This window comes from Streptomyces sp. NPDC031497 (genome assembly GCF_055580905.1).
In genome coordinates, this window is sequence record NZ_JBVIKO010000004.1 from 532,219 (window position 1) to 555,770 (window position 23,552).

Genomic DNA, 23,552 nt, shown 5'->3' on the forward strand with positions numbered 1-23,552 from the left:
GTCGGTGGTTGGTCCCCTCAGCGCGTCAGGCTGACCCAGATCCCCACGATGGCCCCCGTCTGGACGAGGACCCAGGCGATCTGAACGGACAGGCCGCGCAGCTGGTAGACGAACAGCAGCAGGGCGACACGGCTGGGCAGGTACTGCCAGCCATTGCGGAAGGTCGCCAGGTCCATCCAGATGCTGGTGAACGTCAGGACGCACAGGAGGAGCGTGGCGTACAGGATCAGCTGGCCGGGATCCGCGTCGATGACATGGATGAACGCGGCGGCCAGTACCACGGGGACGGCGAAGGCGGCGGTGAGGAACCACGCCCGCGCCTGGCTGCGGCGTCCCGGCAGCAGACGCCACAGAGCCCCGAGCGTGAAGCCGGCCGCCGCCCATGCCATCTGGTAGAGGATCAGGTCGGTGATGAATTCCGGAATGCCGACGGGGGTGAACAGAATCTGCGCTCGCCCGTAGGGATCCTGTGCCTGGTAGTAGAGCAGCAGCCCGGTGGCCGGCAGTCCGAACCGGAACGCCAGACGCGCCGCGCGGACCGCATTGGACCACCAGCGCCCGTCCGGTCCCCAGGCCAGGGCGATGTCCAGCACCGAGATCTGCTCCGGCGGATCGGCTCCCCCGCACGCGGTGACCAGCCAATTGCGCAGGTCTTCCAGCTCTTTTTCCAGCCCCTCGTAGGTCAGCCCGCCTGCATGACCCTGGTTCAGCAGGCGCATCTGGTGGTTGACGTTGAGGTAGTGGCGGGCCTTCTCCAGCAATTCGTGCCGGTGCGGCTCGGTGCCCAGCCTCTTCGCATAGAAACTCTCGCCCATCCGGCTCAACACGGACCAGCGGCGCCCGACGCCGAGGACGACGTACACGGCGGCGATGTTCAGCACCAGCCAGACGCCGTACAGCGCGCTCGCACCCGCGAACTTCGCCGCCCGCAGTCCGACGAAGAGGGCGAACAAGGAGACGGTCAGCAGGAGATCCAACGTGCTCGGCCCGGGGGAGAACCGCTCGATTCGGCGGCGGCCCTGTGCCCGGGCCGGCCTGGTGCGGTAACGCAGCAGCGCCAGCAGGGCGATGCCGGTCAGTACCCAGCTGTAGGCGAAGATCCATTTCAGGTCGCTGAAGAAGAAGTTCTCCAGCAGCTTGCTCTGGTGCGCGTTGTACGCGGCAGGGTCGTCCTGCTCGGCGAGCCAGTTGACGCGCTCCCATTGTTTCCCGCTCGCCTGCCAGGCGAATGCGAGCAGAATCCCGGCGACGGCCGCCAGCAGACATCCGACGACGGCCACGCACTGCGCCGGGGCCCTGTCCCACTGCCGGGTCCAGCGCTCGCGCAGCAGTCCTCCTTCGTGCGCGAACCGCCAGGCCCAGGCGAGCATCGCGGCCAGCCACAGCCACACGGTCGCCAGGCCGACCAGGACAAGCCCGGTGCGGCCCGGGACGGTTGTCGTTTTCGGCTCCAGGCTCTCCGGAAGACCGAGGACACCATGGGCCGCGATCACCAGCAGGCCGATCCCCGCGACCGCACACGTGGCTGTCGTGACGGCGCGAGCCTGACGGCGCTGGATGCCGAGGACACCGCCGGACCGGGCCGGCTCGTCAGGGCCGGCGCCAGGTGCGGTCGGTGGCGCGCCGAGGACCCAGGGGCGGGCGACGAGCACCAGGGCCAGGCCCGCGAAGATGCAGAGGACGGCGTACGACCGGGGTGTGGCTCCCTGCTGTGGGACGAGCAGCGCCAGGGCGATCGCCCCGCTGAGTACGGCCCACTCCAGCAGCGTTCGCGTGAAGCTCGTGCTGTGTCCGGTGTCGGTGTCGGGGATATCCGCCGCCTGTCGCCGGGCCACGTCCCCGACCGGTGGTGGGGGCGGCGTCCCGTGCGCGGCGGCTGTTCCGGTGCGCCGGGCACGGAGTGCGGCCACAGCGATCAGGACCGAGGCGCACACCCACCACGAGGCGACGCCCGCGGTGCCCCAGAGCGACTGGGTGAGCGTCGCCGCCAGCCGGCGCTGCCAGGGCGGATCGACCTTCACCTGGACCTCTTGGGGAAACCTGTTCGTCCACACCAGCGCGTGCTCCGTGGAGGACGACGCCCGTTCCACGAGGTCGCTGAAGCCGAGGCCGCCCAGATCGGCCTCGATCCGCTTCCACCGGATGGTCTGAAGTGTCGGCGGCCACAGGTAGACCATCCACGTTCTCCCTGTGGGGACGATTTCCCAGGGGCCCACGAGGAAGGGCTCGTCCGTGGTGATCCAGTTGTACGCGACGTAGTGCACCTCGACCATGGAGTCGGTGGCGGTCACCACGGGATCGCGGGGATGCCATTCGTGGCGCGGCCCGGGAGTCTCGTCGCCGAGCAGCAGGCACCGTATGGCCATGCGGTACTGCGTGGACCGCACGCTGAACGTCAGCTGGTTGGCGAGCGGCCACCGTCTCGGCACCCGCACCGTCATGTCGGAGACGACCCGGGGGTGCGGCTGCTTGTGCTGCTGCAGTCGCAAGGTGGCCTCGACGGTGCTGTCCTTGAGGCGTTCCGACTGGCAGCCGGTACCGGGGTCCCGCCGCTGTTGCGCCGACGCCGGGTCGCACATCCACCCGCATGACACCAGCACCACGAGTGACAGCAACCGCCACCATCGAGTCATCGCCATAGGACCGACACCTCTCCCTTCCCCGGCGAATCTAGACAAAGCGCCGTATCTGTCATGAACAGACACACGTCGGACCCCTGACACGCACCCTCTTGGGTGTGCCATTGGCATTTGCGGGGTCTGGTTCGGCACCTGACAATGGAAGCCGGTGAGAGTCAGCCGATTGACGGAGGACCCATGACCGACATCCCGGTGGACGTCCCACGCAAGCCGCTTCCCCGGTTCGAGGAGGCCGAAGGGCTGGGCCCCCAGGACGCCGAGTTCGTCGCGGACCTGGTGGCGGTGCTGACCAAGCACGGGAATCTGAACCGTTTCGGCCTGTGCCTGCTGCACGACCACTTCCCGCTCCGCGCGGACGAAGTGCTGGTGGAGACGAACGACCCCGAGGCCCGCACGCTGCACGCTCACGTCGAGAGGGCGGACGGGACCCGGCACACCAAGGCGTCGCAGTGGCGGTTCGTGCCCCATGCCGACGACGAGGCGGACGCGGAGCCCGCAGCAGGCTCCTGCCAGGAGATCATGCTGTGCACCACGCTCGACCTGTGCCCGGGGCGCGAGCACGAACGGCACGACCGCCGCTCCGACCACTAGGAGCAGGACGCCGGAGCGAGACCGGCGACGAAGGGGCGCCGTCCGTGGCGGGCGGCGCCCCTTCGCCAGTGGCGGACCCGGAACGGGCAACCTGAGGAACCGCCGCCTCCGTTTGAAGACGGACCCTGGAACCGCGCTTCCAGTACCAGAACGCGGTTCCGTAAGCGCGCTTCAGGGGCGCGGGGATCCCGCCTCGTCGTAGCGCTGCCGGGCCGTCTCGACGTCGTCGAGGTGCGTGCCGGCCCAGTCGGCGAGGTGGGCGAAGAGCGGGGCGAGGGTGGTGCCGAGGTCGCTGATCTCGTACTCGACGCGCGGCGGTACCTCGGGGTGGTAGGTGCGCACGACCAGGCCGTCGCGCTCCAGCTGGCGCAGCCGCTGGGTGAGCACCTTCGGCGTGATGCCCTTGATCCGGCGCTCCAGCTGGACGAACCGCTGGCGGCCGAAGGTGTGCAGGGACCAGAGGATCGGTGTCGTCCACCGGCTGAAGACGATGTCCACGACCGGGGAGACCGGGCAGGCCAGCTCGGGGTCGGACAGCGGGTCGGGCACGGGCCGTCGTGTCGCGGTCGTCATGAGCCACACCCCTCTGAGGTAGTCACTTTCCTCTAGGTACCTACTATACCGACGCTGTTAGCGTCGCTGTCATCGCGGAAGAACACCGGAGAATAAGGGAGTTGAGCATGATCGTGGTGACGGGTGCGACCGGGAACGTGGGCCGGCCGCTGGTGGCGGCCCTGGCGGCGGCCGGGGAACGGGTGACGGCGGTGTCGCGGGGGATCGCCCCCATGGACCTGCCGGACGGGGTCGTACAGGTGCGGGCCGACCTGGCCGAGCCGGAGAGTCTGCGGCCGGCGCTCGACGGTGCCGGGGCGCTGTTCCTGCACGACGGCGGCACGGGCGGCCACGGACTCGACGCACGGGCCGTGCTGGCGGTGGCCGAGGACGCCGGGGTGACGCGGGTGGTGCTGCTCTCCTCGCAGGGCGTGGCGACCCGGCCGGAGTCGCCTTCGCACGGCGGAGCGATGCGGGCGGTCGAGGACGCGGTGCGCGGGTCGGGTCTGGCCTGGACGATCCTCAGGGCCGGCGGTTTCGCGTCCAACGCCTACGCCTGGGCGGAGTCGGTGCGCGCCGAGCGGACGGTCGCCGCGCCGTTCGGTGACGTCGGGATCCCGGTAGTCGATCCGGCGGACCTCGCGGAGGTCGCCGCGGTGGCCCTGCGCAAGGACGAACACACCGGCCGCATCTACGAGTTGAACGGTCCGGCGGCCGTCACGCCCCGGGAGCAGGCGGCGGCCATCGGTGCGGCGCTCGGTGAGCCGGTGCGGTTCGTGGAGCTGACCCGGGCGGCGGCGCACGCCCGGATGGCCGCGTTCATGCCGGAGCCGGTGGTGGCGACGACGCTGGCCGTCCTCGGCGAGCCCAACGCGGCCGAGCTGCGGCTCAGCCCGGACATCGAGGGCGTGCTCGGCCGTCCGCCCCGGACCTTCGCCGCGTGGGCCCTGCGCAACGTCGAAGCGTTCCGGTAGCAGGCGGGCACGTCGGGTGTCAGGGCCGGGGACGCTTCTTCCCGTCCAGCTCGTCCCACCACTCGTCGGACTTGGGGTCACCGGAGGGGTCGTCCCACCAGCGGTCGTCGGGGCCCCGCCGGTTCGCGACCATCGCGGCGACGGGCGGGATGACCATGGCCACCACACACATCCCCACCGCGGCGGGCACGGACCAGATACGCACGACCCCCCAGGCCAGGACGAAGAGACCGATACAGATCCCCATCATGACGAAGTACACGCGACGACGCCGGGCGAGCATGACTCAAGAGTAGGTCGACCACGAAGGTTGAGCACGACCCCGCCGCGGGGTGGATCCGGGGTACGGCGAAGGGCCGCGCCTCGGGTCTTCGATCCGGGGGCGCGGCCCTTGCGTCCAGCTGGTCAGACCGCGATCGCGACCTCGGCCAGGCCGCCCTGCTGGGCGACGACCGTGCGGTCGGCGGTGGCGCCGGGGACGAGGGCTCGGACGGTCCAGGTGCCCTCCGCCGCGTAGAAGCGGAACTGTCCGGTGGCGGAGGTCGGGACCTCCGCGGTGAACTCGCCGGTCGAGTCGAGGAGGCGGACGTAGCCCGTCACCGGCTCGCCGTCGCGGGTCACCTGACCCTGGATCGTGGTCTCACCGGGCTTGATCGTCGAGCTGTCCGGGCCGCCGGCCTTCGCTCCACACATGTCGTACTCCTGTTGAGGTCTTGAAAGGTCGGTCTGGGGACTTGCCAAAGTCCTACGGGGTCTTGCGGGGTCCTACTTGTTGGCGCCGAGCTCGATCGGGACGCCGACGAGGCTGCCGTACTCGGTCCAGGAGCCGTCGTAGTTCTTGACGTTCTCGACACCGAGCAGCTCGTGCAGGACGAACCAGGTCAGGGCCGAGCGCTCGCCGATACGGCAGTAGGCGATGGTGTCCTTGGCGAGGTCCACCTGCTCCTCGGCGTAGAGCTCCTTGAGCTCGTCGTCCGACTTGAAGGTGCCGTCGTCGTTGGCGTTCTTCGACCACGGGATGTTGCGGGCGGACGGGACGTGGCCCGGACGCTGCGACTGCTCCTGCGGCAGGTGGGCCGGGGCGAGCAGCTTGCCGGAGAACTCGTCGGGGGACCGCACGTCGACGAGGTTCTGCGAGCCGATCGCGGCGACGACGTCGTCACGGAAGGCGCGGATCGCGGTGTTCTGCGGCTTGGCCGTGTAGGTGGTCTCGGGGCGCTCCGGGACCTCCTCGACCAGCTCGCGGGCGTCCAGCTCCCACTTCTTGCGGCCGCCGTCGAGGAGCTTGACGTTGTCGTGGCCGTAGAGCTTGAAGTACCAGTAGGCGTAGGACGCGAACCAGTTGTTGTTGCCGCCGTACAGGATCACCAGCGTGTCGTTGGCGATGCCCTTCGCCGACAGGAGCTTCTCGAAGCCCTCCTGGTCGATGAAGTCGCGGCGGACCGGGTCCTGCAGGTCCTTGGTCCAGTCGATGCGGATCGCGTTGCGGATGTGGTTCTTCTCGTAGGCGGACGTGTCCTCGTCCACCTCCACGATCGCGATGTCGGCGTTGTCCAGGTTGTCCTGGACCCAGTCGGCGTCGACCAGGACGTCGCTGCGGCTCATGCTCTTTCTCCTCCGGGGCAGTTGCGGCGGGGCGTGCGAGTGCGGGTGGGTGCGCGCGGGCGCGCACGGATGCCCTCGGCAGGGGAGGGCTGGGGGGATGCGGAGGCAGGGGCCTCCACCGTCAGAAGGGGCGACAGAGCATGGCGGCCACGCGGCACAGGTCGACTGCCCGCCGCTTCGTGAGATCCGCCTGACGCTTCATGGGCTCGATCGTAGGGACGGATGACCGGGCATGTCACCGGCATGTCGCATGATGAGACGCGATCGTCCGGATTATGGGACGGGATGGGGGTCCGAGGCGTGATCAGGCCGCGGCCGCCCTGCCGCGGTCGTCGCCACATCTACGGTGCGGACGCCGCCGTCTCGACAGATGGACGGGGTCCGTCTGCCGTCCCGGGCTGACGAACGGGTCGGGCCCACCGTCCGGGCGACGAACAGATCCGGTCCGCCGTCCGGGTGACGGACAGATCCGGTCCGCCGTCCGGGTTACGGACGGGTTGGTTTCCTCCGCCGTCCCGTCCGGCCGATGCGCCGGCCCTGGGCCCGTCGGCCGCCGCCGTGGCGCCTTCTACCCGGCCAGCCGGACGTTCGAACCCTTCACCCCGATCTCCACACCGTCCGCCGCCGCCTCCACCTTGTCCAGCTGGATACCGCCGGGGAGCTGGCTGATCGCCTGCTGGAAGTCGGAGGCCTGCCGGAACCGGTCCTCGACGAGGCTGACGCCGGCGAGCTTGGGCAGGTTGTCGGCGTGCACCTGCACGGTGTTGTTCTTGACGGTGACCGTGCTGAGGACGGTCACCTTCTGATGGGCGTCCACACCGGGCACGGTCACGTCGAGGGTGACCTTGATCTTGCCGTTGCCGCCGTCGGCGAGGCCGATGACCTTGCCGGTGAAGCCGAGGCCGAGGTCGGTGGGCTGCGCGTTCGCGTTCTTCAGCAGCTCGCCGTAGGAGATGAGCGCGGTACCGGTGGCGGTCTGCGCGGTGGCCGAGCTGTAGTCGCCGCTGAAGGTGACGCCCTTCATGTCGGCCTTCAGATCCTCGATACGGATCGTCTTGCCGGCGGTGCCGGTGGTGGCGTCGTAGTCCTTGATGCCGACCTCCACGTCGTCCAGCGTGCCGCCGGCGACCTGGGTCAGGAACGGGAAGCCCTTGATGGAGACGTCCGGGTTGCTCGCGAGGCCCTCCGTCGTCTTCAGCTTGCCGGCGGCCTCACCCTCGGCGAAGTGCACGGCGACGCGGTCGACGACCACGAAGAGCACGCCGAGGATGACGACGACGATCAGGAATATTCGCAGGGCGCGCATGTGATGGGTTCCCCCGGGTCGGCGAGTCGGCTGTGCACGTCGGTGATCTCACGCTAGCCCCGTGGGAGCGATCCCACCGGAGATTGTCGACCACCTGTGACAGTGGAGGCGCCCGGTGCCCTTGACGGACCGCCGCGATCAGCGCCCCAGGATCCACACCGCCGGTGCCGCCGCGGCCAGCGGCAGGGCCACGCCCGCCGTGAAGTGGACGAACCTCGACGGGTAGTCGTAGCTCGCCGCCCGGTGCCCGGCCAGCGCGCACAGCGCGGCCCCCGCACCGATCAGCGCGCCCTTGGTGCCCACTCCGGTCATGCCGCCCACCGCGATGCCCGCCCCGGCCGCGGCCAGCACCGACACGACCACCGACGCCACCGTCGGCAGCGGCAGCGCCCGCGCCACCACCGCCACCGCGACCGCCGCCGCGCCCACCGACGCCGCGTCCGGGTCCGCGCCCAGGAAGCCCGTCGCGATGATCGCCAGCGCGGAGGCGGCGACCGTGGCCATCAGGCCGTACATACGGGTGTCCGGGTCCGCGTGTGAGCGGAGCTGGAGGACCAGGGAGAGCAGGACCCAGATGCCCAGCGGGCCGAGGATCGCCGCCGGGGCCTGGTCGCGGCCCGCCACCAGTACCGCGGCATCCGCCGCGAGCGCGCCCAGGAAGGCGAGGGCGATGCCCTGGCGGGCCGGCCACATGCCGTTCAGCCGGAACCAGCCCGCCGCCGTCACCGCCTGGAGGATCACCAGGGGCACCACCAGGGCGTACGAGGAGATCGGGGCCGCCACCGCCAGCAGCAGGCCCAGCAGGCCCGTCAGCAGCGCCGGCTGCATGCCCGGCTCGATGATCGGCGAGCGTCCCTCCAGGCGGGCGCGCTGCGCGTCGGTGATGCGCGCGTTGCCGGCGAGGGTCGCGCGACCGTAGCCGGAGCCGGGCTCCGCGGGGCCGGAGCCTGAGCCGGGCTCGGCAGGGCCGGAGCCGGGCGCGGGCGCCGGGGGCGGCGTGTGCGCCGACTGCGGCGGCTGCGGTGCCTGCTGCGGGTGCGGTGCCTGCTGCGGGTGCTGGGGGACCTGCGGGTGCTGGGGGTGCTGCGGCTGCTGTGTGTACGCCGACTGCGGCTGCGGCTGCTGCTGTGCCTGCTGCTGTGCCGGTGCGTACGCCTGCTGGGGCATGTACGCCGTCTCCGCCGCCGGGGCCTGCGGCTGGGCCGCCTGCACCGGCGCGTGCGTCTGCGTCTCCCAGGTCTGCCCCTGCCACTGCTGGGTGGCGTACTGCTGCTCCTCGTACCCCCACTGGGGCTGTGCGGGGGGCTGCTGGTACGGGTCGTAGTCCTCGTACGGCTGGTTGGTCATCGGTCTCGCTCACCCTCCTGCGAACGGCGGGAGCACCTCGACCGTGCCGCCCTCGGCCAGCCGTACCGTCTCATGCTCGCGCGTCCCCACGGGGTCACCGTCGACGAGGAAGGAGCATCGCCGCAGGACGTGCGCGAGTTCCCCGGGGTGTCGCGCACGCACCGCGTCCAGCGCCTCGGCGAGGGTGTCCGCGTCGTACGGCTCCTCGGCGATCCCGGCCGCGGCCTTCGCGGCGGCCCAGTAGCGCACCGTGACCTTGGGCATCAGGTTCCTCAAGAGACTCAGCAAGAACAATTCGGTCGGCTGTGTAACTGTGTGGCTGTGTACCTGTGTGTGGCTGTGTACCTGTGTGGCTGTTGTACAGGCTCAGGCTAGCCCGCCCGGGAAGCCGCCCAGTCGCCGATCCTGGCCAGCAGCCGGTCGTCCGCGGCGTGTTCGGCGTGGCCCATGCCGGGCTCCAGCCAGAGCTCGACCGCGCCACCGGCGGCGTCCGCGAGCATCCGGGGGTGGTCGACCGGGAAGTAGCCGTCGCTGTCGCCGTGCACGATCAGCAGCGGGGTGGGGGCGATCTTCGGCACCGCCTCCACCGGGGACAGCGGCACAGGGTCCCAGCCGCGGTAGTGGATACGGGTGCGGAAGCCGTAGCGGCCGACCAGCCGGCCCTCCGGTCTGGTGACCAGCCAGTGGACGCGGCGCATCGGGGCGGTGCCCCGGTAGTACCAGCGGGCCGGGGACGACACCGAGACCACGGCGTCCACCCCGGCGTTCAGCGCCGCGTGCCGCAGCACCACCGAGCCGCCCATCGAGAAGCCGACGGTCACCACGCGGGTGTGCCCGAAGCGGCGCGCCCAGCGCACCGCCGCCGCCAGGTCGAGGACCTCACGGTCGCCGACGGTGGTGCGCCCGCCGGAGCGGCCGTGGCCCCGGAAGGAGAAGCTGACCACCGGGGCGTAATCCGTCAGAGCGGCCACCACCCGTCGTACATGCGGCCGGTCCACGTCGCCGGTGAAGCCGTGGGCCAGGACGAACACGAGATCACGGGAGGGTGACCGGGAGCCGTCGTATACGACGGAGGCGGGATCGTATACGGAATCAATGGAAACCCCGTCGTCCGTGCGCAGAAACGTCCGCATAGAGGCGTTTCTGCTCGTCTCATATGTCGGACGAACGATGGAACGTGCCGCACGACCTGCCGGACCGATGCTCATGTGGGCTATTCTGCTGGGCAGAGGACTCGGGCAGCGCCGCCACCGGGTCCTTTTGTGCTTTCGGAAGCTCTGTATACGAAGCGGGAAACTCCAGGTGACCGCGGATGTACGGAGGCTCGGGAGCGCAGCGCAGTGTCATTGCACACAGTCCTCGCAGGGACCGAGGAGGAACCAGACATATGAGTTCTCTGCTGCTCCTGACCAACGCCCTCCAGCCGTCGACGGAGGTGCTGCCGGCCCTCGGGCTGCTCCTGCACAACGTGCGGGTCGCTCCGGCCGAAGGCCCCGCCCTCGTCGACACCCCGGGCGCCGACGTCATCCTCATCGACGGCCGCCGCGACCTCCCGCAGGTCCGCAGCCTCTGCCAGCTGCTCCGCTCCACGGGCCCCGGCTGTCCGCTCATCCTGGTCGTCACCGAGGGCGGCCTCGCCGCCGTCACCGCCGACTGGGGCATCGACGACGTACTCCTCGACACGGCCGGCCCGGCCGAGGTCGAGGCCCGGCTGCGGCTCGCCATGGGCCGCCAGCAGATCGTCAACGACGACTCGCCCATGGAGATCCGCAACGGCGACCTCTCGGTGGACGAGGCGACGTACAGCGCCAAACTCAAGGGACGGGTCCTCGACCTCACCTTCAAGGAGTTCGAGCTCCTCAAGTACCTGGCCCAGCACCCGGGCCGCGTGTTCACTCGTGCACAGCTGCTCCAGGAGGTCTGGGGCTACGACTACTTCGGCGGCACGCGGACCGTCGATGTCCACGTACGGCGGCTGCGCGCCAAGCTCGGCGTGGAGCACGAGTCCTTGATCGGAACCGTCCGGAACGTCGGTTATCGATTCGTTACCCCCGAGAAGGGCGAGCGGGGCGAGCGCGTCAGCGACGAGACCAGGGCGCGGGCGGAGGGTCCAAAGCCGGAGGATGCGGACGCTTCGGCGGCCCTGGACGCGGTCGAGGTACCGGCGGAGGCGTAGTGGTGGTCCGGGCGAGGCATGGCCGTCGCCCGGACAGGGCATTGCTTCCGCAAGCGAAGCTTCGATACGCCCTGCCCAGAGCGGGTCCATCCGCGTAGACTCCGCGCGTGGCCAAGGTGACTCGGGATGATGTGGCGCGGCTGGCGGGGACTTCGACCGCCGTGGTCAGTTATGTCATCAACAACGGACCCCGGCCGGTCGCACCGGCCACGCGCGAGCGTGTCCTCGCCGCGATCAAGGAACTGGGGTACCGGCCCGACCGGGTGGCCCAGGCGATGGCATCCCGGCGCACGGACCTCATAGGCCTGATCATCCCGGACGCCCGTCAGCCCTTCTTCGGCGAGATGGCGCACGCGGTGGAGCAGGCCGCGTCCGAGCGCGGAAAGATGGTGCTGGTCGGCAACACCGACTACGTGGGCGAACGCGAGGTCCACTACCTGCGCGCGTTCCTGGGGATGCGGGTCTCGGGCCTCATCCTCGTCTCGCACGCGCTGAACGATCTGGCCGCCGCCGAGATCGACGCCTGGGACGCCCGGGTGGTGCTGCTGCACGAGCGGCCGGAGGCGATCGACGACGTGGCGGTGGTGACGGACGACCTGGGCGGCGCCCAGCTCGCCGTCCGGCATCTGCTGGAGCACGGCTACGAGTACGTGGCCTGTATGGGCGGTACGGCGGACACCCCGGCCGTCGGCGACCCGGTCTCCGACCACGTCGAGGGCTGGAAGCGGGCCATGGACGAGGCGGGCCTGACCACGGAGGGCCGGCTGTTCGAGGCGCCGTACAACCGGTACGACGCGTACCGGGTGGCGCTGGAGGTCCTGGCGGGGCCCGATCGCCCGCCGGCGTTCTTCTGCTCCACCGACGACCAGGCGATCGGCCTGCTGCGGGCCGCCCGCGAGCTGCGCATCGACGTGCCGGGGGAGCTGGCGGTGGCCGGCTTCGACGACATCAAGGAGGCGGCGCTGGCGGACCCGCCGCTGACAACGATCGCATCGGACCGCCCGGCGATGGCACGGGCGGCGGTGGACCTGGTCCTCGACGACGGGCTGCGGGTGGCGGGGTCGCGGAGAGAGCGCCTGAAGACGTTTCCCTCGCGGCTGGTGGTGCGCGGATCCTGCGGGTGCGGGTAGTTCGTTGCCTGCGGGTGCCGGTGATCCGTCGGCCGCGGGCTCGTCGTGGTTGCCCGCGCAGTTCCCCGCGCCCCTGAAGGGGCGCGGGGCCGCGGCCGTAGGAGCCACAAGGCCCCACAGGCCCCACAGGAAACCCTTCATGAACGGTTCATGAGAACCCCGCCCGACCTGCGAGAAGGTTCCTTATATCGGGCAAACGCGCTTCTCGCGGCGTTCTCAGCGGGCCCTCAGGTAGCTCTCATGGTCACGGGACAAGCTACTTGTCATGACCGAGAGCCTCCGCCGCAGCGGCGAGTACGAGAACCCCCAGGGTCCCCAGGGTGACGCCTACCAGGGCGCGTACCCCCAGCAGCAGCACGCCTCCACCCCCGTGAACCCGGAGTGGCCGCCCCCGCCGGCCCACCAGCCGATGCAGCAGGCCGCCCCGCAGGTCACTATGGGGCCGGAGACCGCGCAGCTCCCGGAGTACTCGGCGGAGCCGCCGCTGCACACGGCGGAGCACCCGGAGCACTCGGCCCACGCGAAGCAGAAGCGCAGTCGGGGCCCGATAGCCCTGCTCGCCGCGGTCGCGATCGTCGCGGCGGCCGTCGGCGGCGGCACGGCGTACGCCTTCCAGGAGCTGACCGGCAAGAACGACGTCGTCTCCAGCTCCACCACCACCAGCGTGGTGCCCTCCAGCAAGAAGGGCGACGTCGCCACGATCGCCGCCGCCGTCAGCCCGAGCGTCGTCGAGATCACCGCCACCCTCAGCAACGGCACCTCCACCGGCTCCGGCGTCGTCATCAGCAGCAACGGCGAGATCGTCACCAACAACCACGTGATCTCCGGCGCCCAGTCGATCAAGGCGACGACCAGCACCGGCAAGTCCTACACCGCCGAGGTCGTCGGCACCGACAGTGCCAAGGACCTCGCCCTCGTCAAGCTCCAGGACGCGTCCGGCCTTCAGCCCGCCACCCTCGGCAACTCCGACGGCGTCCAGGTCGGCGACACGGTCGTCGCGATCGGCTCCCCCGAGGGCCTCAGCGGCACCGTCACCAGCGGCATCGTCTCCTCGCTCAACCGGGACGTGACCGTCTCCACCGACGAGGGCCAGGACCAGCAGAGCCAGGGCGGCGGCAACGGCCAGTGGCCGTTCTCCTTCGGCGGCCAGCAGTTCAACGGCGACACCGGCTCGTCGACGACGACCTACAAGGCGATCCAGACCGACGCCTCGCTGAACCCCGGCAACTCCGGCGGCGCGCTGATCGACGCCAGTGGCGACATCATCGGCATCAACTCGGCGATGTACTCGGCCAGTTCGGACTCCTCGTCGTCCTCCTCGGACGCGGGCAGCGTCGGCCTCGGCTTCGCCATCCCGATCAACACCGTCAAGTCCGACCTGGCCAAGCTGCGGGCGGGCTCCACCAGCTGAAGCACGGCACCACGAGCACACCGAGCGCAAGGGAGTACGTCATGATCAAGCAGGTTTCGCACAAGACGACCGGCACCAGCCCGGCCTCTCTCGGTCTGGCCCTCGACGTGGCGTACGAACTCCACGCACCGACCGAGGCGGCGGTGGCCCCGGCCCCGGCCCCGCGCGCCCCGGAGGTCGCGCCGGCCCCTGAGCTGATGGGGCTGCGCATGTCCGCGGCCCGCCCGCACCAGCGCAAGGTGCCGCTGAGCCGGATGACCCTGGTACGCGGCTAGGGGTGTGTTCCACCCCACCAGCACGCATACCCGACAGCCCGGAAACATGCGAGGCTGAGAGGCGTCCCACCACGAACTACCGCACCCCGATCCATCACACCCCGAGGAACCGCGAGCGATGAGCCCCGCCGAAGGCGACCGTGACCCCCAGCGCATCCTGATCGTCGACGACGAGCCGGCCGTACGCGAAGCCCTCCAGCGCAGCCTGGCCTTCGAGGGGTACGAGACCGAGGTCGCGGTCGACGGGGCGGACGCGCTGGAGAAGGCCACGGCCTACAAGCCGGACCTGATCGTCCTCGACATCCAGATGCCACGGATGGACGGCATGACCGCGGCCCGCCGCATCCGCGGGGCGGGCGACACGACCCCGATCCTGATGCTGACGGCCCGCGACACGGTCGGCGACCGCGTCACCGGCCTCGACGCCGGGGCCGACGACTACCTGGTCAAGCCGTTCGAACTCGACGAACTCTTCGCCCGCATCCGTGCCCTGCTGCGCCGCAGCTCCTACACGGGCACGGTGACCGACGGGGGCTCGGAGGACGAGGCGCTCACCTTCGCCGACCTGCGCATGGACCTGGCGACACGCGAGGTCACCCGGGCCGGCCGCCAGGTGGAGCTGACCCGCACCGAGTTCACGCTCCTGGAGATGTTCATGGCCCACCCACGCCAGGTCCTCACCCGCGAGCAGATCCTCAAGGCCGTCTGGGGCTTCGACTTCGAGCCCTCCTCCAACTCCCTCGACGTCTACGTCATGTACCTCCGCCGCAAGACCGAGGCGGGCGGCGAACCCCGCCTCGTCCACACCGTGCGCGGCGTCGGGTACGTCCTGCGCCAGGGCGGCGCGGAGTGAACAGGCTCGCCCGCCGCTTCCGCACCCTCCCGATCCGCGCCCGTCTGTCGATGCTGGTCGCGGCAGCGGTGGCGTTCGCGGTGGCGGCGGTCTCGGTGACCTGCTGGTTCATCGTGCAGGGGAAGCTGTACGGCCAGTTGGAGGCGGACCTGCAGAAGGTACGCGGACCGGTGCAAAACGCAACCCAGGCGCAAGTGGCCGTCGCCCAGCGGATCCTCTTCGACTGCTCCCCGACGGTTGCGGACTCCAACGGCCTTCGGATCAGCTACGGCCAAGTGGTCAAGGCCGACGGCTCGATCTGCCTCGACCATGACTCCACGGGCGTGATCAAGGTCGCTCAGACCGACAAGGACGTCATCAAGGCCGGGAGCACCGGGACCCTCTACTTCCGCAACGGCACCGACAAGGACGGCAACCCGCTGCGCGTGATGACCCAGGTGTTCCCCACCGAGAGCGGTTCCTACGTCGGGCTGATCACCGCCGTTCCCCTGAAGAGCACCCAGGACACCCTCAAAGACCTCGCCCTGATCCTCCTGCTCGTCTCCGGCATCGGAGTCATCGGCGCCGGAGCCGCCGGCCTCGCGGTCGCCCGCGCCGGTCTCCGCCCCGTCGACGAGCTCACCGAAGCCGTCGAACACGTCGCCCGCACCGAGGACCTGAGCATCCGCATCCCGGTGGAGGACGAGTCGGACGACGAGATCGCCCGTCTGTCCCGCTCCTTCAACAGCATGACCAGCTCCCTGGCGAACTCCCGAGAGCTCCAGCAACAGCTCATCGCCGACGCCGGCCACGAGCTTCGCACCCCCCTCACCTCCCTCCGCACGAACATCGAGCTCCTCACCCGCAGCGAGGAGACGGGCCGCCCGATCCCCCCGGCCGACCGCAAGGCGCTGCTCGCCTCGGTGAAGGCGCAGATGACGGAGCTGGCGTCGCTGATCGGCGACCTCCAGGAGCTGTCCCGGTCGGAGGGCCAGCGCGGCGAACGCGTCCAGGTAGTCGCCCTCCAGGACACGGTCGAGGCGGCCCTGCGTCGCGCCCAGCTGCGCGGCCCGGAGCTGAAGATCACGGCGGACGTACGGCCGTGGTTCGTACGCGCCGAGCCCTCCGCCCTGGAACGCGCGATCGTCAACCTCCTCGACAACGCGGTGAAGTTCAGCCCCGAGGGCGGCACGATCGACGTCGCCCTGGACCGCGGCGTCCTCACGGTCCGCGACCACGGCCCCGGCATCCCCGAGGACGAACTCCCCCACGTCTTCGACCGCTTCTGGCGTTCACCGTCCGCCCGTGCCCTCCCCGGCTCCGGCCTCGGCCTCTCCATCGTGGCCCGCACCGTCCAGCAGGCGGGCGGCGACGTCACCCTGGCCCGCGCGAACGGCGGCGGCACGGTGGCAACCGTGCGTCTGCCGGGGGCACCGACACCGCCACCCGAGTCGGGAGACGTGTAGATCCTCGGACACCCCCGACCGCGGACCCGACCCACCCCCCGCACCCCCTTCCCGGCCTGCACGGGGACCGCACAACGAGGCGGCCTATCCTCTCCCCAGTCGCGCACTCGTTCGGTGCGTCTGGGGAGGGGCTCGGGAGATGGACGAGGGCGGGTTCGAAAGGGAGTACCGGAAGCGGCGAAGACCGCCCGGGTCGTACTTCTTCCTGCTGGGGGCGGTGCTGCTCAACGCCCTCCTGCAGACCGGCCGTTTCTTCGGCGACGACGGCGACCGGCACTGGTGGGGGCCGCCGTTCATCATGCTGCTGATCGCCGTGACACTGGCGCGGGTCCTGCTGGAGCAGTACCGGGCGTACACCAGGGTCACGAGCGCCGGAATCACCGCGCGGGGACCGCTGCGGACCCGTACCTGGGCCTGGTCCGAGGTGTACGACATCCGGGTCGAGCCGGTCCCGCCAGGCTCCGGCCGGGACGGTCCCCAGTGGCTCACCTACCTGTACGACTTCGACGGCCGCCGCTTCCTGCTCCGGTACCTCGACGACTGGCAGCTGGCCGACCCCTACGCCGAGGTCTCGGAGCTGTGCCTGGCCGCCGACCCGCAGCGCAGCCTCGGCTGGCAGCGTCGTCCGGACGTCGAGGAGCGGATCCTGCGGGGAGCCGTACGGCGCAAGGCGCGGTTGTGGGGCACGTACGGAGCCGTCGCCATGATGGTGGTGATGTTCGTGGTCTCCCTGGCGCTGGTGCTCACGGACGGGGCGGACCATCCCTTCCTGCTGATCGTGTGCGTGCCGCTGGCCTCGGGCGTCGCGCTGAGCCTCGTACTCCAGTGGTACTGGAGCACCCGGCCGCCGCGTTCCCTGCACCGGCTGCCCGACTGACGCCACAGCGAGCGGTCCTATCCTCTCCTCAGCCGCGCACCGGTTCGCAAGACGTGGATCAGGGTGACGACCCTGGCAACCGTGGCACTGATCATCGCGGCCGTGTTCGCCCTGAACCCGCTGTGACCGCCCGCCCGGCAGCCGTAGCCCATCCACATCCCACCCCCAGCCCCGTCACAGCGCCTCGTCACACTTTTGTCGGATGGCGAGTCAACTGGCGAGGAAGATTTTGCTGGCCGACGACGACGCGGCCGTGCGGGACGGGATCGGCCGGCTGCTCAGGTTCGAGGGGTACGAGACGCTCCTCGCCGGGGACGGCAGAGTGGCCCTCGATCTCCTCGGGGCCCCGGAGTGCGAGCCGGACCTGGTGCTGATGGACGTCGAGATGCCGGAGCTGGACGGGCTGGCGGCCACCCGGCGGATCCGGGCCTCCGGGTCCACCGTGCCGATTCTGATGATCACCGGGCGGAACGCGGTGGGGGACCGCATCGTCGCCCTCGACAACGGCGCGGACGGATATCTGGCCAAGCCCTTCGCACCCGAGGAACTCCTCGCCCGGGTAAGGGCGTTGCTGCGGCGCAGTCCGCGGCGGGAGACGGTGCCGGCCGGGAACCGGTTCCTCGCCCATGACGACGTCTCGATGGATCAGCGGAGCCGGACCGTGCGCCGCGGGGACCGGGCGCTGGATCTGACCAGGACCGAGTACGCGCTGCTGGAGTTCCTGCTGCGGCACCCGGGGCGGGTGCTCAGCCGGGAGCGGATCCTGCGGGACGTGTGGGGGTTCGAGTTCGAGCCGGCCTCCAACACGCTGGACGTCTACATCATGTACCTGCGGCGGAAACTGGAGAGCCGCGGCGAACCGCGGCTCATCCACACCGTGCGCGGGACGGGGTACACGCTCAGGAGCGCTGCTACCACCTGAGGATCATCGTCTCGTCCGGGGCCGTCGCCGGTGCCGCCGCGATGGCCTCGGGGAGCGGATGGGCCAGGGCGGCGTAGGCGCCGTTGCGGGCGAGGAGTTCGGCGTGCGTGCCCGCCTCCACCAGGCGGCCGTGGTCGACGACCAGGATGCGGTCGGCGTCGGGGGCGAGGGTGAGGTCGTGCGTGATCATGATGGTCGTACGGCCCGCCATCAGCCTGCGCAGCGGGGTCACCACCTGGCGGGCGGCGATCGCGTCGAGGCCGGCCGTCGGCTCGTCGAGGACGAGGACCGGGGCGGCGCGCAGCATCGCGCGGGCGATGGCGATCCGCTGGAGCTGACCGCCGGAGAGGGCGGCCGTGCCGGGGGCGATGTGGGTGTCGTAGCCCTCGGGGAGCGCGGCGACGAAGTCGTGGGCGGCGGCGTCCCGGGCCGCCTGCTCGATCTCCGTGTCGGTCGCGCCCGGCCGTCCGCACCCGATGTTCTCGCGGACCGTGCCGTTGAGGATCAGGGTCTGCTGCGGGAGCAGGGCGACGTTCTCGCGGAGGAACTCCAGGGGTACGTCGGTGAGCGGGACGCCGTCCAGGCAGATCACGCCGGCCGAGGGGTCGTAGAAGCGGGTGAGGAGCTTGGAGAGGGTGGACTTGCCGGCGCCGCTCTTGCCGGTGACCAGGACCAGTTCGCCGGGTCCTGCCGCGAAGTCGACGTCGCGGAGGGAGGCGCGGCGGGACTCCGGGTAGCGGAAGGAGACGTTGTGGAAGCTGACCCAGCCGCGCACCGGCCAGAGGCCGACCGGCCGGGCGGGGTCGGTGACGGCGGGTTCGGCGTCCAGGATCTCGCCGATGCGCTCCGCGCCCGCGGTGGCCGCGGTGAGGGTGAGGCCGAGCTGGCCGAGGTTGCGGATCGGCGGATAGAGGTAGCCGAGGAAGGCGGCGAAGGCGAGGAGCTGGCCGAGGGTCATGCGGCCGGCGGAGATCTCCCAGACGCCCAGGCCGATCACGGCGAGCACACAGAGGGTCTCGACGACCTCGACGAACTGCGCGTACATCTCGCTGAGCCGGGCCCCGCGCACGCTCGCCCGCATCCAGGCGCGGGCCTCGACGTCGAGGCGCTTCTCCTCGTCCCGGCGGCGGTTGTACGCCTGGGTGAGGACGACGTTGCCCAGGGACTCCTCGACCACGGAGGTGATGGCGCCGTCGGCGACCCGCTCGTCCTGGGAGGCGGTTCTGATCCGGCCGGAGAAGCGGCGGGCGGCGAACAGGAACAGGGGTGCGAGGACGAAGGTGACCAGGGCCAGGTCCCAGCGCAGCCAGAAGGCGGCGGCCGCGTAGAAGACGGCGGAGAAGGCGGCGGCGACGGTGCCGACGACACCCGAGACGACCATCTGCTCGATGGCCTCGACGTCACCGGTGAGGCGCTCCACCAGGTCGCCCTGGCGGTGCCGCTGGAAGAAGTGCGGGGGCAGGTCCTGGACGTGCCGGAAGACCTTGGCGCGCAGCCGGAGCACGAATCGCTCGGCGGTCCAGGTGGCCAGCGAGTTGCCGAGGTAGCCGACGAACGCGCCCACCGCGGCGACCAGGAGCCAGGCGCCGGCCGGACCCCAGAAGGCGGAGAGCGAACCGGCCTTGAGGGCGTTGTCGGTGAGGTCGGCGAAGAGCAGGATCGCGGCGGTCTCGGCGAGCGCGGACACCACCACGCAGGCGATGATCGCGCCGAGCCATCTGCGGTCGCCGCGGGTCAGCGGCCAGAAGCGGCGGAAGGCCAGCCGGGCTTCTCTCATGGTCGACAACTCCCTTCAGGGGTATCGGTGGGGGGACCGGGCCAGTCCGGGCGGACATGGCCGGGCGGGGCCACCGGTTGCGACCACGCTTGACCGGTGACCCCGCCTCGCCGCGTGCCTCAGTGCTGGTCGCCGACCGGGCGACGCTTGGGGGCCGGCTTCTTCGGCGCGGGCTTCTTGGGGGCCGGGGCCGGCTTGTGGTTCTTCTTGACGGGGACGATCTTGTGGAAGCTCATGATGCTGTTCCTCTCTGTCGTGGCCTCTGCCGGGGCCTCTGTCGTGGTTCTGCAACAGTTCCTCTACCGCCCTGCTGCAATGACCTGTGAATTGATTTGAATTACGTCTGTAAATTCTTTGTCAGCGCTGGTCGCCGACCGGGCGGCGCTTCGGCTCCGGCTTCTTCGGCGCGGGCTTCTTGGGGGCCGGAGCGGGCTTGTGGTGCTTCTTGACCGGGGCGATCTTGTGGAAGCTCATGCTGTTCTCCTTCGTTCTGTCGTCTGCGCCGTTCGCTTTCGACATGGAAAACATTACGTGATCCGCGAGCCGAAGAAAGCCATTTTCACTTAGACCTCGATGAATTGCGGCTGAGATGAATTTTCAGGAGCAACGTGGAACCAAACACCGCTTCACACAGGTTTTATAAAACAGAACGGGCCCGGTGCACGCGGGTGCGCGCACCGGGCCCGAGGGCTGGTGTGGGGTGGCTACTGCACGATCGTGATCCGGTCCGCGGCCGGCGGTGCGATCGGGGCCGTGGCCGAGGAGTTGGCCGTCAGGTACTCCGCCAGCGCCGACAGGTCGTCGGTGCCGACGACGTCCCCGGTGCCCTGGCCGAGGGTGGTGAAGCCGTCGCCGCCGCCCGCGAGGAAGGAGTTGGTGGCGACGCGGTAGGTGGCCGCCGGGTCGATGGCGGTGCCGTTGAGGCGGATGGAGTCGGTGACGACCCGGTCCGCGCCGGTCTTCGTCAGGTCCAGGGTGTAAGTGAGGTTCTTCGACGGCAGCAGGATCTTCGGCGCGGCCGCGTTGCCGCCGCTCACCTGCTCCTTGAGCACCTGGATGACCTGGGCCCCGGTGAAGTCCTGGAGGTTCACGGTGTTGGCGAACGGCTGGACCGTGAAGCCCTCGGCGTAGGTCACCACGCCGTCGCCCTCGCTCCCCTTGGCCGTGTACGTCAGTCCGGCCCGCACCCCGCCCGGGTTCATCAGGGCCAGGTCGGTCTCCGGGTCCAGCTCCTTGCCGTACGCGAACTGGGCGTCGGCGATCAGGTCGCCCATCGGGGACTCGGTGCCGGTGCTGTTGACGTCGGCGGAGATGTAGCCGATGGCGCGGTTGCCGATCGGGGCGGCGAGGGTGTTCCACTTGCCGATCAGCGCGGTCATGTCGGGCGCCTTGGCGACGTCCCGGGTGACCACGTGGTTCGCCGACTTCACGGCCGTCCGCGCGATGTCGCCGGTGCGGCGGTCGTACGTCAGCGTGGTGTCGGTGTAGAGGCGGCCGAAGGAGGCGGCGGACGTGACCATGCGGGGGTTGCCCGCCGGGTCGTCGATCGTGCAGACGTACGCGGTGTGCGTGTGCCCGGTGACCAGCGCGTCCACGGCCGGGGTGACGTTCTTCGCGATGTCGACGATCGGCCCGGAGATGCCACTGCCGGCGCCCGCGGAGTCGCAGTCGTAGTTGTAGCTGGACGAGGCCGGGAAGCCGCCCTCGTGCACCAGCGCCACGATCGACTGGACGCCCTGGCGCTGGAGCACCTTGGCGTACTTGTTGATCGTCTCGACCTCGTCCTTGAAGGCCAGCCCCTTCACACCGTCGGCGGAGACGATGCCGGGCGTGCCCTCCAGGGTGACGCCGATGAAGCCGATCTTGACGTCCTTCTTCTTCCAGACCCAGTACGGCTTCAGGATCGGCTTGTCCGTCTTGTCGTCGAGGACGTTGGCGGCCAGGTAGGGGAAGTCGGCGCCCTTGAACTTCTTGTCGGTGTAGCACCCGTCGGTGGGGTGGCAGCCGCCGTTCTGGAGGCGCGCGAGTTCCCTGGCGCCCTCGTCGAACTCGTGGTTGCCGACCGTCGTCACGTCCAGGTCGAGCTTGTTGAGCGCCTCGATGGTGGGCTCGTCGTGGAAGAGCCCGGAGATCAGCGGGGAGGCGCCGACCATGTCACCGCCGGCGGCCGTGACGGAGTACGGGTTGCCCTTGCGGGCCTGGCGCAGGTGGGTTGCGAGGTACTCGACACCGCCCGCGTCGATCGTCTTGGTCGTCCCGTCGGCCTGGGTCTCGGTGACCCGGCCGGAGGAGCCGGACGGCGGCTCCAGGTTGCCGTGCAGGTCGTTGAAGGAGAGGAGCTGGACGTCCTGGTAGCGGCTGGGGCCGTGGTGCCCGTGCCCCTTGCCGGTGTGCGCGTCGGCGGGCAGCGCGCTCGCCAGCGCGGCGGCGGTGGCGAGCGTCGCGGCGGACGCGAGCAGCGCGTACGCACGGCGTCTGGACGGTCTGGACTTCGCTTGCATGGAACCCCCCTGTGGGTCTGCTGAGAAGTGGCCCGGTCCGGCGCAGCCTAGGATCAACGCGCGTAGCGCAACAGGGGGTTCATGGTTACATCCTGGTTGCCTTTTGCCCCGCCCTTTACCTTCGCCCTTGCCCCCACTTTGTCCGTCAGGACCCGTACCCTCGTACGCATGACCAGCGACGACACCGCACGGCCGCCCATGTACTCCCGCTCCATCGACACCTACTCCGCGCTCGCCCCGGACCAGGCCGAGGCCGTGCTGGGGCTGCTGGCGGAGGCGGCCCGTACCGACGGCCAGCAGCCGGTGTCCGAGCAGGGCCGTATCCAGATCCGCGGCGGCGCCCGCGAGGGCGTCTCCCATCTGCTGCTCACCGTCGGCGACGAACTCGTGGGCTACGCCCAGCTGGAGGACACCGACCCGGTGGAGGCACCGGCCGCGGAACTCGTCGTGCACCCCGCCCACCGGGGCCACGGCCACGGCCGCGCCCTCGGCTCCGCCCTCCTCGCGGCCTCCGGCAAGCGGCTGCGCGTCTGGGCCCACGGCGGCCACTCGGCGGCCCGCCACCTCGCCCAGGTCCTCGGTCTCACGCTGTTCCGCGAACTGCGCCAGCTGCGGCGCCCGTTGACGGACCTGGATTTGCCCGACCCGAAGCTCCCCGAGGGCGTGACGGTCCGCGCCTTCGTCCCCGGCCAGGACGACACGGCCTGGCTCGCCCTGAACGCGGCCGCCTTCGCCCACCACCCCGAACAGGGCTCGCTCACCCAGCGCGACCTGGACGACCGCAAGTCCCAGCCCTGGTTCGACCCGGCCGGCTTCTTCCTGGCGGAGCGGGACGGTGAGCTGCTCGGCTTCCACTGGACCAAGGTCCACGACCAGGAGCGCCTGGGCGAGGTCTACGTGCTCGGCGTCTCCCCCACCGCCCAGGGCGGCGGTCTCGGCAAGTCCCTCACCACCATCGGCCTGCGCCACCTGTCCGACCGGGGCCTGCCGACGGCGATGCTCTACGTCGACGCCGACAACACGGCGGCGGTGGCGGTCTACGAGCGCCTGGGCTTCACGACCCACGAGACGGACCTGATGTACCGGACGGAGACGTGAGCGGCGGGCAGGGCTGACGGCAGGCCAGGCGGGCCAGGCCGGCAGGGAAGGCTGGGGAGGGGGACCCGCGTCA

General features: G+C 70.5%; 23 protein-coding genes. 11 read left to right on the top strand and 12 right to left on the bottom strand.

Annotated elements, in window-relative coordinates:
- Window positions 1-17: 17 nt before the first annotated feature.
- Window positions 18-2,639, bottom strand: a complete 2,622-nt coding sequence (locus tag ACZ5K7_RS11100) for a DUF6185 family protein (protein WP_468912536.1) — start codon at window positions 2,637-2,639, stop codon at window positions 18-20.
- Window positions 2,640-2,816: 177 nt separating this feature from the next.
- Between ACZ5K7_RS11100 and ACZ5K7_RS11105 the strand changes: the two genes are divergently transcribed.
- The gene (locus ACZ5K7_RS11105; RefSeq protein ID WP_468912538.1) at window positions 2,817-3,230 is read left to right on the top strand and encodes a hypothetical protein; all 414 of its coding nucleotides are present in this window, start codon (window positions 2,817-2,819) and stop codon (window positions 3,228-3,230) included.
- A gap of 171 nt (window positions 3,231-3,401) precedes the next feature.
- On the opposite strand, the gene ACZ5K7_RS11110 is transcribed toward ACZ5K7_RS11105, so the two are convergent.
- A complete protein-coding gene (locus ACZ5K7_RS11110) occupies window positions 3,402-3,803 on the bottom strand; it encodes a winged helix-turn-helix transcriptional regulator (RefSeq protein WP_468912539.1) in 402 nt (133 codons plus the stop codon).
- A 107-nt stretch (window positions 3,804-3,910) separates the two neighbouring features.
- Here ACZ5K7_RS11110 and ACZ5K7_RS11115 point away from each other — a divergent pair, with 107 nt between their 5' ends.
- A complete protein-coding gene (locus ACZ5K7_RS11115; protein WP_468912541.1) occupies window positions 3,911-4,756 on the top strand; it encodes an SDR family oxidoreductase in 846 nt (281 codons plus the stop codon).
- Window positions 4,757-4,775: 19 nt separating this feature from the next.
- Here the strand turns inward: ACZ5K7_RS11115 and ACZ5K7_RS11120 are convergent, their stop codons facing one another.
- The 8 genes from ACZ5K7_RS11120 to ACZ5K7_RS11155 form a co-directional block, all read right to left on the bottom strand.
- Complete coding sequence (locus ACZ5K7_RS11120; RefSeq protein ID WP_351708939.1) at window positions 4,776-5,039, bottom strand: DUF3099 domain-containing protein; 264 nt, start codon at window positions 5,037-5,039, stop codon at window positions 4,776-4,778.
- A 122-nt stretch (window positions 5,040-5,161) separates the two neighbouring features.
- Complete coding sequence (locus ACZ5K7_RS11125) at window positions 5,162-5,449, bottom strand: DUF1416 domain-containing protein (RefSeq protein WP_351708937.1); 288 nt, start codon at window positions 5,447-5,449, stop codon at window positions 5,162-5,164.
- A 72-nt stretch (window positions 5,450-5,521) separates the two neighbouring features.
- Entirely contained in the window at window positions 5,522-6,361 is an 840-nt protein-coding gene (locus tag ACZ5K7_RS11130; protein WP_351708934.1) for a sulfurtransferase, read from the bottom strand.
- Window positions 6,362-6,482: 121 nt separating this feature from the next.
- Entirely contained in the window at window positions 6,483-6,563 is an 81-nt protein-coding gene (locus tag ACZ5K7_RS11135) for an Ms5788A family Cys-rich leader peptide (RefSeq protein ID WP_350751515.1), read from the bottom strand.
- 366 nt (window positions 6,564-6,929) lie between these two features.
- Complete coding sequence (locus tag ACZ5K7_RS11140; RefSeq protein ID WP_351708931.1) at window positions 6,930-7,667, bottom strand: LmeA family phospholipid-binding protein; 738 nt, start codon at window positions 7,665-7,667, stop codon at window positions 6,930-6,932.
- Between the two features lie 138 nt (window positions 7,668-7,805).
- On the bottom strand, window positions 7,806-9,014 hold the full coding sequence (locus ACZ5K7_RS11145) for a hypothetical protein (RefSeq protein ID WP_468912545.1): 1,209 nt from the start codon (window positions 9,012-9,014) through the stop codon (window positions 7,806-7,808).
- A gap of 9 nt (window positions 9,015-9,023) precedes the next feature.
- Complete coding sequence (locus ACZ5K7_RS11150; RefSeq protein ID WP_351708925.1) at window positions 9,024-9,278, bottom strand: MoaD/ThiS family protein; 255 nt, start codon at window positions 9,276-9,278, stop codon at window positions 9,024-9,026.
- 107 nt (window positions 9,279-9,385) lie between these two features.
- A complete protein-coding gene (locus ACZ5K7_RS11155; protein WP_468912547.1) occupies window positions 9,386-10,222 on the bottom strand; it encodes an alpha/beta hydrolase in 837 nt (278 codons plus the stop codon).
- Window positions 10,223-10,401: 179 nt separating this feature from the next.
- Between ACZ5K7_RS11155 and ACZ5K7_RS11160 the strand changes: the two genes are divergently transcribed.
- The 8 genes from ACZ5K7_RS11160 (at window position 10,402) to ACZ5K7_RS11195 (ending at window position 18,103) form a co-directional block, all read left to right on the top strand.
- Window positions 10,402-11,190: a response regulator transcription factor gene (locus tag ACZ5K7_RS11160; protein ID WP_351708919.1), complete on the top strand. Its 789-nt coding sequence runs from the start codon at window positions 10,402-10,404 to the stop codon at window positions 11,188-11,190.
- 107 nt (window positions 11,191-11,297) lie between these two features.
- Window positions 11,298-12,320 carry a LacI family DNA-binding transcriptional regulator gene (locus ACZ5K7_RS11165; RefSeq protein WP_351708916.1) on the top strand — a complete coding sequence of 341 codons (1,023 nt, stop codon included), beginning with the start codon at window positions 11,298-11,300 and terminating at the stop codon, window positions 12,318-12,320.
- A gap of 265 nt (window positions 12,321-12,585) precedes the next feature.
- Window positions 12,586-13,731 (top strand): S1C family serine protease, encoded by a 1,146-nt coding sequence (locus ACZ5K7_RS11170; protein ID WP_351708913.1) that lies wholly within the window; start codon window positions 12,586-12,588, stop codon window positions 13,729-13,731.
- A gap of 41 nt (window positions 13,732-13,772) precedes the next feature.
- Entirely contained in the window at window positions 13,773-14,006 is a 234-nt protein-coding gene (locus ACZ5K7_RS11175; protein WP_468912549.1) for a hypothetical protein, read from the top strand.
- A gap of 118 nt (window positions 14,007-14,124) precedes the next feature.
- Window positions 14,125-14,859: a response regulator transcription factor gene (locus tag ACZ5K7_RS11180; protein ID WP_351708907.1), complete on the top strand. Its 735-nt coding sequence runs from the start codon at window positions 14,125-14,127 to the stop codon at window positions 14,857-14,859.
- Window positions 14,856-16,304: a HAMP domain-containing sensor histidine kinase gene (locus tag ACZ5K7_RS11185; protein ID WP_351708904.1), complete on the top strand. Its 1,449-nt coding sequence runs from the start codon at window positions 14,856-14,858 to the stop codon at window positions 16,302-16,304. The genes ACZ5K7_RS11180 and ACZ5K7_RS11185 overlap by 4 nt, the downstream gene beginning before the upstream one ends.
- 139 nt (window positions 16,305-16,443) lie before the next feature.
- Entirely contained in the window at window positions 16,444-17,181 is a 738-nt protein-coding gene (locus ACZ5K7_RS11190) for a PH domain-containing protein (protein WP_468912551.1), read from the top strand.
- A gap of 202 nt (window positions 17,182-17,383) precedes the next feature.
- Window positions 17,384-18,103: a response regulator transcription factor gene (locus ACZ5K7_RS11195; protein WP_468912553.1), complete on the top strand. Its 720-nt coding sequence runs from the start codon at window positions 17,384-17,386 to the stop codon at window positions 18,101-18,103.
- Here the strand turns inward: ACZ5K7_RS11195 and ACZ5K7_RS11200 are convergent.
- Together ACZ5K7_RS11200 and ACZ5K7_RS11205 are read right to left on the bottom strand one after the other, a co-directional pair.
- Window positions 18,093-19,880 (bottom strand): ABC transporter ATP-binding protein, encoded by a 1,788-nt coding sequence (locus tag ACZ5K7_RS11200; RefSeq protein WP_351708895.1) that lies wholly within the window; start codon window positions 19,878-19,880, stop codon window positions 18,093-18,095. The genes ACZ5K7_RS11195 and ACZ5K7_RS11200 overlap by 11 nt on opposite strands.
- A 704-nt stretch (window positions 19,881-20,584) precedes the next feature.
- The gene (locus ACZ5K7_RS11205; protein ID WP_468912555.1) at window positions 20,585-22,381 is read right to left on the bottom strand and encodes a bifunctional metallophosphatase/5'-nucleotidase; all 1,797 of its coding nucleotides are present in this window, start codon (window positions 22,379-22,381) and stop codon (window positions 20,585-20,587) included.
- Window positions 22,382-22,549: 168 nt separating this feature from the next.
- Here ACZ5K7_RS11205 and mshD point away from each other — a divergent pair, with 168 nt between their 5' ends.
- A complete protein-coding gene (mshD, locus tag ACZ5K7_RS11210; RefSeq protein ID WP_351708886.1) occupies window positions 22,550-23,479 on the top strand; it encodes a mycothiol synthase in 930 nt (309 codons plus the stop codon).
- Window positions 23,480-23,552: the final 73 nt, after the last annotated feature.

Coding starts and splice junctions, on each gene's coding strand:
- ACZ5K7_RS11155 (WP_468912547.1), bottom strand. CDS start 10,222: ATGAGCATCGGTCCGGCAGGTCGTGCGGCACGTTCCATCGTTCGTCCG.
- ACZ5K7_RS11120 (WP_351708939.1), bottom strand. CDS start 5,039: ATGCTCGCCCGGCGTCGTCGCGTGTACTTCGTCATGATGGGGATCTGT.
- ACZ5K7_RS11180 (WP_351708907.1), top strand. CDS start 14,125: ATGAGCCCCGCCGAAGGCGACCGTGACCCCCAGCGCATCCTGATCGTC.
- ACZ5K7_RS11190 (WP_468912551.1), top strand. CDS start 16,444: ATGGACGAGGGCGGGTTCGAAAGGGAGTACCGGAAGCGGCGAAGACCG.
- ACZ5K7_RS11125 (WP_351708937.1), bottom strand. CDS start 5,449: ATGTGTGGAGCGAAGGCCGGCGGCCCGGACAGCTCGACGATCAAGCCC.
- ACZ5K7_RS11195 (WP_468912553.1), top strand. CDS start 17,384: ATGGCGAGTCAACTGGCGAGGAAGATTTTGCTGGCCGACGACGACGCG.
- ACZ5K7_RS11135 (WP_350751515.1), bottom strand. CDS start 6,563: ATGAAGCGTCAGGCGGATCTCACGAAGCGGCGGGCAGTCGACCTGTGC.
- ACZ5K7_RS11145 (WP_468912545.1), bottom strand. CDS start 9,014: ATGACCAACCAGCCGTACGAGGACTACGACCCGTACCAGCAGCCCCCC.
- ACZ5K7_RS11110 (WP_468912539.1), bottom strand. CDS start 3,803: ATGACGACCGCGACACGACGGCCCGTGCCCGACCCGCTGTCCGACCCC.
- ACZ5K7_RS11175 (WP_468912549.1), top strand. CDS start 13,773: ATGATCAAGCAGGTTTCGCACAAGACGACCGGCACCAGCCCGGCCTCT.
- ACZ5K7_RS11170 (WP_351708913.1), top strand. CDS start 12,586: ATGACCGAGAGCCTCCGCCGCAGCGGCGAGTACGAGAACCCCCAGGGT.
- mshD (WP_351708886.1), top strand. CDS start 22,550: ATGACCAGCGACGACACCGCACGGCCGCCCATGTACTCCCGCTCCATC.
- ACZ5K7_RS11205 (WP_468912555.1), bottom strand. CDS start 22,381: ATGCAAGCGAAGTCCAGACCGTCCAGACGCCGTGCGTACGCGCTGCTC.
- ACZ5K7_RS11140 (WP_351708931.1), bottom strand. CDS start 7,667: ATGCGCGCCCTGCGAATATTCCTGATCGTCGTCGTCATCCTCGGCGTG.
- ACZ5K7_RS11105 (WP_468912538.1), top strand. CDS start 2,817: ATGACCGACATCCCGGTGGACGTCCCACGCAAGCCGCTTCCCCGGTTC.
- ACZ5K7_RS11160 (WP_351708919.1), top strand. CDS start 10,402: ATGAGTTCTCTGCTGCTCCTGACCAACGCCCTCCAGCCGTCGACGGAG.
- ACZ5K7_RS11150 (WP_351708925.1), bottom strand. CDS start 9,278: ATGCCCAAGGTCACGGTGCGCTACTGGGCCGCCGCGAAGGCCGCGGCC.
- ACZ5K7_RS11200 (WP_351708895.1), bottom strand. CDS start 19,880: ATGAGAGAAGCCCGGCTGGCCTTCCGCCGCTTCTGGCCGCTGACCCGC.
- ACZ5K7_RS11115 (WP_468912541.1), top strand. CDS start 3,911: ATGATCGTGGTGACGGGTGCGACCGGGAACGTGGGCCGGCCGCTGGTG.
- ACZ5K7_RS11100 (WP_468912536.1), bottom strand. CDS start 2,639: ATGGCGATGACTCGATGGTGGCGGTTGCTGTCACTCGTGGTGCTGGTG.
- ACZ5K7_RS11130 (WP_351708934.1), bottom strand. CDS start 6,361: ATGAGCCGCAGCGACGTCCTGGTCGACGCCGACTGGGTCCAGGACAAC.